This window comes from Halomonas elongata (genome assembly GCF_029081005.1).
Lineage (GTDB): Bacteria > Pseudomonadota > Gammaproteobacteria > Pseudomonadales > Halomonadaceae > Halomonas > Halomonas elongata_B.
Window position 1 is genome coordinate 1 of the sequence record NZ_JAJQTQ010000079.1, and the last position, 489, is coordinate 489.

1 protein-coding gene is annotated in these 489 nt (G+C 68.1%); it reads right to left on the bottom strand.

What is annotated here, in order from left to right:
- The coding region (locus LU493_RS19515; RefSeq protein ID WP_275289466.1) for an FAD-binding oxidoreductase at positions 1–489 on the bottom strand (489 nt) is incomplete at both ends.

Here is a 489-nt window from a genome sequence, read left to right on the forward strand (position 1 = left end):
CCTCGTCGACCGGCCGGGTGACCAGGCGCTCGCCGCCGAGCAGCACGCTGTCGAGCTCGAGGACGTGATCGCGGGTCTTGCCGTATTCGCAGCTGCCCTGGCCGCTGGCGTCGGTGGCGATCATGCCGCCGAGGGTGGCGCGATTGGAGGTGGAGAGCTCCGGGGCGAAGAAGAGCCCGTGAGGCCTCAAGGCGGCGTTGAGCTGGTCCTTGACCACCCCGGCCTGGACACGTACCCGCCGGTTCTCGACGTCGATGTCGAGGATGGCGTTCATGTGCTTCGAGACGTCGACCACCAGACCATCGGTCAGCGACTGGCCATTGGTGCCGGTACCGCCGCCGCGTGGTGCCAGGACGATATCGGTGAAGTCCGCCTGGCCGGCCAGGCGGGCCAGGCGTTCGAGGTCGGTGACATCGCGGGGATAGAGCACTGCCTGGGGCAGGCGCTGATAGATCGAGTTGTCGGTGGCCAGTACCGTGCGGTTGGCGT